The following is a 9,820-nucleotide window of genomic DNA, read 5'->3' on the forward strand; positions in this document are numbered from 1 at the left end:
CGACGCCGACCAAACGGTCACGCTCGCGACCCACGCATCTGCGGCTCGTCAAGTAGCGGGAATCTTGTCGTCGAGCGTCGTCGCAAAGGAGCCGCACCCCATAGATTTTATCGCGCACAGCTAACGATGAACAACCGCACGTCAGTTGGTCCGGCGCCATGAGGCCGGCCGGACCCATGGCCCCGACGTCCATCCGGATGGTGGCCAACTACGCTCACCACACAGCTATCGACTCCGGAGCACACACGTCCACCGAAGGCGGCGCGGATCGACAAACCGAGTGGAGCATCATTCGGATGCACCCGCCATCCAGATACTTTCCTTTGAATGCAGGAGCCTTCCCAAAGCCCGTCCCCTGGCGTTACGATCTGGTGGGAACAAGGAGGTGGTGGATGGCTCTCATGCGGTTTGCGAGCATGGCCGCATTCGTTGCGGCCAGCGCGGCAACCACGTTGCACGCGCAGAGTGCTACGACGAACGATGATGGCTGGCTGCTGTTGCGCGTTGACGACGTCCGCGTGACCCCGAAGCGCCCCGGCACCAACCGCGACTGGGACGGGCCGAAAAGGGAGCGAAAAGGGTTGTGCGACATCGCGCCTTCGGCCCAGGGAGCGATGCTCCTGGATGCCATGACCACCGGCGGCGCGGCGACCGCGGTAAGCATCCTGTGCGAACTGGGCTCGTCGGACAAGCAGGAAGAGAGAGACCCGAAGGCCCCCGATTTGATGGTACGGCTACGAGCCGGCAGCGACGTCACCTACCGCAGCTTCATCGCACCCGACCGGTACCGGCACTCCTTCGGCTACGAGTTTCTCGTCCCGATCGCGGGCATTCCACGCGATGGGCTGCGTCTCGCCGTGCTCGATCAGGACGGTGACGACATCACCGGCGGCGAGGTGATCGGGAGTGTGCGACTGAGCGCCAGCGCGCTGATACAAGCTGCGGACTCAAAGGACCCGGTTCTCACGCTGTCCGATGATGGGCTATCGCGCATCGAGATCGTCGTCTCCCGATTCGACGAACCCGCGGTAACGCGGACGCTGGACCTGCGAACCAACAAAGGTCAGCTACCCGTCGGCCGCCTTCACGTGCGAGCAGGCCAACTCGTCGAGATTCGGGCCTCGGGCGTCCACCAGGTCGGCGGCTGGCACGACGACAAGCTCGGGCCCGAGGGCTTCCGTGACAACAAACTCCGCAGTTACAACCTCAGACAGGAGCCGTTCAACACGGCACCCCATGGCGCGGCGATCGCGCGCGTGGGCGTCGTAAAACAGGCCGAGTCCCGCCTCGTTGTCCGCCGCTGTGTACGCCACATCGTGCCTTACAGCGGTAACGTCGTAGTGGGTGTCAATGACCGCGAGCCCAACAACAACCATGGCACGCTGACGTTCACCGTCACCGTCTCGCTGCCCAGACCAGAGAATTGGAGGCTCGCGGGAGCATTCGGCGGCTGTCCCGCACGAGGCCCGACCGCGACTTCTGTCGAAGCCGCCCCCCAGCCAGCCTCCCGCGTCGGACCAGTCGGCTGCACGCAGGTGGGTTCCATCACGCGCCTCACTGGCGCTGACGGAACGGGCGCGATCGTCGGCGATGTCAAGGCCAGCCGCACGAAGATCCGCCGCGTCGTAGCGACTGCGCCATCGATCAAGCACACGTCGAGAGCCGACGTAAACGCGAAGGGGCAGTTCGAGTTATTGGATCTGCCGCCGGGAACCTACGGCCTGAGCTTTTGGACTTCGAGGCGGCGCGTGCATCGCTGCGAGAACATCGAGGTGCGTGCTGGCAAGGCTGCGAACGTGGTCGCCGCGGTCGACGAACCTGTAACAGCCACCGATTCATCCCGCGCGCCGCGCCAAAAGACCGCGATGATCGACATCAAGAACGCAACGCTGCCCTTGGACGCGCGCGGCACACGGGTTCACTTCCACCAAGGAAAGGGCAGAAGCCGCTTCGAGTCGTGGACCATCAACCAGGTCGTCAGAGCAGATCTCGACGGTGACGGCCACGACGAAACCGCGGTCCGACTGAGTTGGGAGTGCGCCAACGCGGACGACTGCGGCAACAGCTGGGGCAGCGCCGTCGCCGTCTACAGCATCGTCAAATCCGAGCCGCAACTTGTGTCACGCCTCGACTTCACTCCGGAGGGCGGGTACACGGCCGACCAGATTCGGATTTCGGATCGAAAGCTCATTGTCTCCGGCGACGCGTGGACGGACGATGACGCGCGTTGCTGCGGGTCGCTGCGCCACGAGACAACGTACGTGCTGTCGGCCGGCACACTCGTCCAGCACGACCGGTCTACGCAACCGAAGCACTGACTCAGGGCGGACGGTCATGTTCACGGAGACGGCCCTCGATATGGGGGCGGTACTCATTCCGCGGGCCAGGAGAATCATAGGACCAAGGGAGACCTGCTCACTTGGATAATCTCAAGGACGACACGTCGATGCAGCGCCCGCACGTCGTCCTGCTCGGCGCCGGGGCAAGTCGTGCGGCATGCCCGGATGGCGATGCGGTCGGCAAACCCGTTCCGCTGATGAACGACCTCGTGCGCGTGCTCGGGCTCGAACACGAAGTGCCTTCGGGGCTCGACGCGTCCGATTTCGAAAGCCTGTACGGCGCGCTCAAGGCGGATCCCAACTATGCGGACCAATGCGACCAGATCGAACACGCGATCCATGAGTACTTCGCGGCGCTGTCCTTGCCCGATATTCCGACCGTCTACGACTACCTCGTCCTTGCCCTGCGAGAAAAGGATGTCATCGCCACCTTCAACTGGGACCCCTTTTTGCTGCAGGCTGCGCAGCGGTGCTATCGGGCACGGACGCGCCCGCCACAACTCGTCTTCCTACACGGGAACGTGGCGATCGGTTCCTGTGTCGGTGATCGTCGCGAGGGTCCCATCGGGACTCGTTGCTCGCGTTGCCGCAAGCCGTTTTCTCCCTCGCAGCTCCTTTACCCCATCGCTGAAAAGAACTACCGCGATGATCCTCAGATTGCTGCCGCGTGGTCGTACGTGCAGAATGCGTTCCAGTGCGCGTTCATGGTAACGATCTTCGGATACAGCGCCCCGCAGTCGGACGCCGCGGCCATCGACTTGCTCCGCACCGCGTGGGGATCGTCAGCGGCGCGCGAACTTGAACAATTCGAGATCATCGACATCCGCGACCCCGAGGCCTTGCGCGCGACGTGGGACGAGTTCATCCACACGGACCACTACGACATCTACGACGACTTCTTTGCGTCGTCGCTTGCGCGACACCCGCGCCGAACCGGTGAGGCCTACTGGCGCCAGCACATGGAAGCCCAATGGGTTCACCCGAATCCAGCACCACGCCATGTCGGGCTCGACGAGCTGCGACGCTGGCACATTCCGCTGCACGATGTTGAGCTTAACCGCGCACGCGAGCGCTGACCGCGACCCGCGGGGACAGCGGCCACTACGATCGTCGGCTGCATATCCGCTTCTTGCTTACCTCCCAGCGCCGGCGTCGCGCTGTCCACCAGGCGCCCGTTGTAGCGAAGGCGGGCGCGACCGCCGCAACCCGCGCCATGATCGCGTACTAACTGTCATGACGCCCAACGTTCTGCCGCAAACGAGCCCGGAAAGTCAGCAAGCCGCAGCGTAGGGTGATAGGGAACCAGGAGAAGCCAGACCCATGAGAATCACAAGGTTCTGTTGTCTCAATCTAGCCATCATCGCAGCCTGTGCCGGCGACAACGGTGCCGACGGCGAGGACGGCGAGGACGGCGAGGACGGGATGTCGTCGCTGGTGCGCGTCGACGACGAGCCGCCCGGTGAGAACTGCCCCTACGGCGGCGTCGCGATCCATACCGGGATCGACGCCAACGCCAACGGCATACTCGACGACGACGAGATCTCGGATACTCGCTACGTGTGCGACGGTCCGCCTCCACCGCCCACATTCGAGCAGGTGGCGAAGCTGGTCCCGAGCGACTCGGCCGCGAACCAGCGATTCGGTCGTGGTGTCGCCGCGACAGCGAATACCACGGTCATCGGCATGGTGGGGCAAATCGCAGGGCCGACAACGCAAGCGTACGTTTTCGAGCGCGATTCGATAACGGGCTCATGGCTGGAGACGGCGACCCTGACGCGATCAGACACGACCAGTGGCGACAACTTCGCCGAAGTGGTGGCTATCGACGGCGATGTAATCGCCGTGAGCAGCCGGAACGACGACGACGGCGGAGCGTCGGCCGGCGCCGTGTACGTGTTCGAGCGGGACGGCACCTGGACCGAGACGCAGAAGTTGATCGCGAGCGACGCCGCCGTCGACGATCAGTTCGGGCTGTCCGTGGACGTGTCGGGTACCCGCATCGCCGTCGGGTGCTAGAGTTGCGATGACCTCGGCGCCAGTTCGGGCGCCGTGTACCTGTTCGAGCGCAACCCGACAACGACGGTGTGGGAGCAGACTGACAAGCTCACCGCGAGCGACGGTGTCGCCGGCGATGGCTTCGGCGTGACCGTTGCCCTCGATGGCGACACGTTGCTGGTCGGCCAGATCGGCCCCGCACGCCCGGGCGCCGTCTACGTGTTCGATCGGAACCCCATCACCGGGGTGTGGTCGGAAACCGACAAGCTAACCGCCAGTGACGGCGCGCCCGGGATGGCGTTCGGCGAGCATATCGGCTTGTCAGGCGATCTGGCCGTGATCTCGATGCGCGACGACGATTTCGGCACAGACGCCGGTGCGGTCTACGTGTTCCGGCGCGAGTTCGGCGTGGGCTGGATCCAGGCCGACAAGCTCCATCCGACCGACGCGCATGCCAACCACGGATTTGGCGTCGCCGTGGCAATTGACGGGACCCGGATTGTCGTCGGCGCCGCCAACGACACCGACTGCGGCATGTATTGCGGTGCGCTGTACGTGTTCGAGCGGCGCGGCGGCCCGTGGGAATGGGTGCAGACCCAGAAGATCCGCGGCCTCGACATTGTCGAGGGCAGCGCGTTCGGTCGCGCCATCGGGCTGGCGGGCGACGTGATCGTCACCGGCGCCACGGGGATCTCGATCGGAACCAACCCGAGCGCCGGTGCGGGCTACGTCTTCGAGTTGGTTCCGTAACCCTCCAGGTCCAACAACAGCGACAACAGCGCTCGGCGCAGGGCACCTGGATCTCGATCGCGGCTCCACGCGCGGCGCGCTCCGTCGAGCAGGGCGGCCGGGCGATCTAGGCCGGCTGCTACAGTGCTACAGTCGGAGTCCGCTGCTGTCCGTCCGGGACCAACCGGTGCTGCATCGGCGGCCCGTGATTCCGCAGCCTTGTCCTTGTGGGTCCACTCCTGTCCACGTGGCAGCCCGTCTTCGACTCCCGGCGCCTCCACTACTTCACTACTCGTGATACCTCCACATTTCGATCGCGGAGGTGTCCGTCTGCTACGTGTCTCCACGATCGGATCTGCGATCGGCGCCCTCGAGCAACCGGCTCGCGCGCTCGGTCTCGCCCGGTGTCATCTCTCCCGATCAGGCCCCCGGACTGAGCGGGTTTTCTCACGGTCATGCCCCCAGTCCATGACGGGTTTTCTCAGGATCAGGACCCCGCCGACGATCGAGGTTTCTCACGATCATGCCCCTATCGAGAAGTTCACGACTCCGAGCTTTCATTGCGCCGCTCTCCCTCACCCGGCGTGCCCGAAAATCGCTCGGCGTGCCCGAAAATCGCTCCCAGACCCTCAGCAGAGGTGCGCATGAACACCTGTTTGCGTGGGTAGCAGATGACGTGAGGCAACGGGTATGCCCTGGTAGCAAACCAAGCGAGTCAATGCGCCGGCAAGAATAGTTGACGCCAAACAGGGGCCGCCCGCGATACCGGCCACCGGCGCCAACGTCGCCGGTCTGCTCGTGGACTCCACCGTCGGTGGGCACAGCGGCGTCGGCGGCGCGGTCGACGGCTGCGCGTGGGACTCGAACCTCGCCACCTCGACCCCCGGCGTCGCGTTCGTCCAGGGAAAGCACTTCGTCGATGCCACCGACCGGCCGTGCGACCCGTGACGCCGGCGCCCGGCGCCATTCGCGGCGCTACCGCGCCGAATCGCCGCGCGCGACCGCCAGATCGCCGGCGTCCGTGGTCGCCCCCGGTCGGGTGTCGACGCGCTGGCGCAACAGCGGGTCCAGGACTCCCGCGTCGCCGATCACCCACAAGTCGATCGCGCCGGGCGCGACGCGCTCGACGGCGAACCGACCGTCGTCGCCGGTGACCGGCAGCAGGCCGAGGACGATCTGTTTTACCACCGCATCGCGGAGAAACTCGTCCTCGGGCACCGCGGCGATCCGCACCCCGCCGACGGGGCGGCCGCCGTCGCGCTCGACGACGCGGCCGATCACGCGCGCCCACGGCCGAATCGGCAGGTCGACTCGAGCCACGTCGCCGGCCGCCACGTCGACCTGCGCGGTGCCGATGCCGGTGTTTGACGACAGAATTACGCGATACGTACCCGGTGACAGTCGACCCGCACGAAACCCGCACGCCGGCTCCGCGGTGGCCAGCACCCGCTGCGTCGGCCCGATGATCGCCACATCGCACGCGCCGCTCGCACCTGGCGCCGAACCGGCGATCGCGCCGAGCGGCTCCAACCGGATCGTGACATCCGCCCCGGTCGCCACATCATTGGCCGTACCGCGGCCGATGTCGCCCGGCGCGTCGACGTGCAAGTCATAGCGCCCGCGGCGCAACCGCGTCAGCTCGAACCGGCCCTGCGCGTCGGTGACGACCGGCGGCACGCGGCCGCCGTAGGGCGTCGGATTCCACCGACCGTTGCCCTTCGAGTACGCTACCAGACGCGCAACGACATAGACATCCGGTACTGCCGCGCCCTTCGTATCGACCACGCGGCCTGTGATGACGCCGTCCGCAGTCGTAACCTCGATGACTACATCTTCGAGTCGAGCCCCGGGCCCAAGGACATACCGCCGCGGGCGATTCGTTTGCGGGTCGAAACCGGAAGGGGCCCACCACCTCATACCCACAGCGTCGCCTACGACGAATGCATATTCGCCAGGCGACACGCTGTCGAACGCGAAAACGCCCTTGGCGTCGGTTAGGACTCCGTCGACGTTGTATGCGCGGCGCATGAGGCGAAACTGCAACTCGATGGCGCCAGGTACGTGTACTGGCTGCAGCATAACCGTCACACCGGGCACCGGGGCGCCGGTCTGGTCCACCACGCGCCCGCGCACCGACGCCCACTGCTGCAGCGGCACGACGACGTCGCGCGCCCCGCCGGGCGGTACGTCCACGGCCACCTCGCCGCCGGCGCCCGCGTCCGCGCGCGCGACCACGCGCCAGCGCCCCGGCGGCACCGGCGACAGCGCGAATCGCCCGTCCTCGCCGGTGCGCCGCGACACGAGCTGCTCGGCCAGCATCGCCGGCGCCAGTCCCTCGAACGTGAGCGACTCGTAGTCCGGCGCGAGCCCGACGATCGCGCGCCCCGGCGGGTCGACTCGCCCCTCGACGGTTGCACCCGGCGACACGCGAACCTCGACGCCGTCGACGTCGCCGGCTACTTCGACGTCGGCCCCCGTCGGCTCGAGCGATACCGACACCGCCTCCGCGAACAGCGTGTAGTGTCCGGCTGGCAGTCCAGACAACGTGAACCGGCCGTCCTCGCCCGTCGGCCCGACCTGCCCCCACTCACGCGTGTCGCCGTCGCGCATCGCGGACACCGTCGCTCCCGAAACGGGCGCCCCCGTGTCGGCGCGAACGATGCGACCGCTCACGGTATAGCCGCGCACCACCTGAATCACCACCCCGGTGGCGGTCTCGCCGATCGCCAGATCGACGTCGAGCGGCACGGCGGAGTTGTAGCCGCCGCCTTGCGCGTACAGCGCGTAGCCGCCCGCCCGCAGCCCGTCGAGCCGGAACTGCCCGCCCGCACCCGCCACCGCGCGCACCGCCTGTTCCGGTGGCTCGTACTCCCCGGCAGCCGTTGCCGATGCGCCGCGCGGCTGCGCGACGACTTCGACCCCGGCCGCCGGCCGGCCCGTGTCGCGCACCACCACCCGACCCTCGATCGCACACGCGGGCCACAGCGCAAAGTCCATCGCCGCGTCGCGGCGCTCGACGCGCAGGTAGCGTCGCTCCGACACGTAGCCGTCGGCCCACGCCGCAAGCTCGTAGTGGCCGGGCGCCAGCGACAGCGCGTAGCGCCCCTGCCCGTCGGTCACCGCCGGCAGCGGCGCCGTACGGTCAAACTCGGCCCCCGACAGAATCGCCGGCTTCGCCGCCACCACCGCGCCCGCGACCGGGCCACCTTCGACGTCCGACACCACGCCGCTCACCGTCGCCAGGTCTTCACGCTCGAGCGCGATCTCGACCCCGGTGGCCGGTACATCCAGCGGCATCACGGCGGCTGCATAGCCCGCCGCCGACACCACGAGTTGGTAGCTACCCGGTTCGATCGCGTCGAACCGCCACCGCCCGCCCCCATCGCTCGACTCCACGACCGGCGCCGTCTGCCGCGGCCGAAACAGCGACACCGCGGCGCCCGCGATCGGACGCGACGTTCGGGCGTCGACGACCACCCCATCGACCGCGACCGGCGCCGGGGGCCGGGGCCGCTCCGCCGCCGACCCGGCGGTCGCCGGCACATCGCGCACCGCAGGCCGCCGGTCGCCGCTCTCGCGCGACGGCAGCAGCCACCACGCCACCGCCGCGACGACCGCGACGCCGACGACTCCGCCCAATAATCGCCTGTTGCGCATCTGAATCGATGGATCGGGGCGAAGCGCGCTCCGCCCCGATCCGCCGCCGTCGATCAGTCGATGCTCCCGCCGGAGCCACCAGAGCCGCCAGAGCCCGTTCCGCCCGTGCCCCCGTCACCGCCACCGCAGAACGTACCCGTGACAATAATACATCCGTCGCAGCCTCTAGCCTCTACGTTGACCGTACAGGAGCCGCCACCGCCGCTTCCACCACTACCGCCGCCGCCGTGACCGCCGCCGCCGCCACCGCCGCTGCCGTCGTCGCTGCCGCCGCCCCCGCCGCTGCCGCCACCGCCGCCGCCGCCGCCGCCAACGATCCTCCCGATGGCTCTGCCGACGCGCCATAGGCCGTTGACAAAACCGGTGACAAAATTCTTCTGCTGAACCCCGCCGTCATCGACGATCACGACAGTCGCCGCCGATGACGAGTGTATGCTCACCCGAGTAGTCGCGTACGACGGTACCGACAACGCCAAAAGCGCAAGCCCCGCCATTGCCGACACGAACATTGACTGCAACTTACCTACAAGACCACTTTGTTTCACGTACACCTTCACCTCCTCGTCGGCTATCGCGTCGCCGGCGACTGCCGGCGGCGCGTTCGTTCGCCTGCCGCAATACGACAACGCGAACGCGGGCCGTCAAGGAGAGTACCGCCGCAAATCGCGCCCGTTCGGATGTTGCCACATTTTGCGTAATCGCCCGCACTCGTCTTGCATTCGAAACCCGCTCGCCGCGCCATGAACGCGCGTCGGCCCCGCGCGCCGCTACGCCGGCGGCGCGCGGCGACGCGTGCGCGGCCATTGCTCCGCCGACACGCACGCAACGTGACGGCCGAGAACATCGTCGTGCTTGGGCGAAGCCTCACCCGGGCGAATCCTTACCCGGGTTGATTTTCGCACCCAACAGCGAGCAGCCCGACCCGATAGGCGAAGCCCTGCCCGCGTTGGTTTCGCACGCAACCGCGACCAACCGGTGCCGATACCCGGTCCGTGAGCGTGCCGCGACAGGTCCTGCCGGGCTCGACCTACCTGGTCACCCGGCGCTGTACCCAGCGCCAGTTCTGGCTCAAGCCCACCGCGCTCACCAACCAGATCGTC

5 protein-coding genes are annotated in these 9,820 nt (G+C 67.3%); 4 read left to right on the forward strand and 1 reads right to left on the reverse strand.

Features of this window, described 5'->3' with window-relative positions:
• Window positions 1-392: 392 nt before the first annotated feature.
• The 4 genes from D6689_13160 to D6689_13175 all read left to right on the forward strand — a co-directional run bounded on the left by D6689_13160 (window position 393) and on the right by D6689_13175 (window position 5,084).
• Window positions 393-2,318: a carboxypeptidase regulatory-like domain-containing protein gene (locus tag D6689_13160; protein ID RMH40634.1), complete on the forward strand. Its 1,926-nt coding sequence runs from the start codon at window positions 393-395 to the stop codon at window positions 2,316-2,318.
• A 101-nt stretch (window positions 2,319-2,419) separates the two neighbouring features.
• A complete protein-coding gene (locus D6689_13165; protein RMH40635.1) occupies window positions 2,420-3,415 on the forward strand; it encodes a hypothetical protein in 996 nt (331 codons plus the stop codon).
• 244 nt (window positions 3,416-3,659) lie between these two features.
• Window positions 3,660-4,355 carry a hypothetical protein gene (locus D6689_13170; protein RMH40636.1) on the forward strand — a complete coding sequence of 232 codons (696 nt, stop codon included), beginning with the start codon at window positions 3,660-3,662 and terminating at the stop codon, window positions 4,353-4,355.
• 33 nt (window positions 4,356-4,388) lie between these two features.
• The gene (locus D6689_13175; GenBank protein ID RMH40637.1) at window positions 4,389-5,084 is read left to right on the forward strand and encodes a hypothetical protein; all 696 of its coding nucleotides are present in this window, start codon (window positions 4,389-4,391) and stop codon (window positions 5,082-5,084) included.
• 954 nt (window positions 5,085-6,038) lie between these two features.
• Here D6689_13175 and D6689_13180 read toward each other — a convergent pair.
• On the reverse strand, window positions 6,039-8,720 hold the full coding sequence (locus D6689_13180) for a carboxypeptidase regulatory-like domain-containing protein (GenBank protein RMH40638.1): 2,682 nt from the start codon (window positions 8,718-8,720) through the stop codon (window positions 6,039-6,041).
• Window positions 8,721-9,820 lie beyond the last annotated feature (1,100 nt).

This window comes from Deltaproteobacteria bacterium, from assembly GCA_003696105.1.
Lineage (GTDB): Bacteria > Myxococcota_A > Polyangia > Haliangiales > J016 > J016.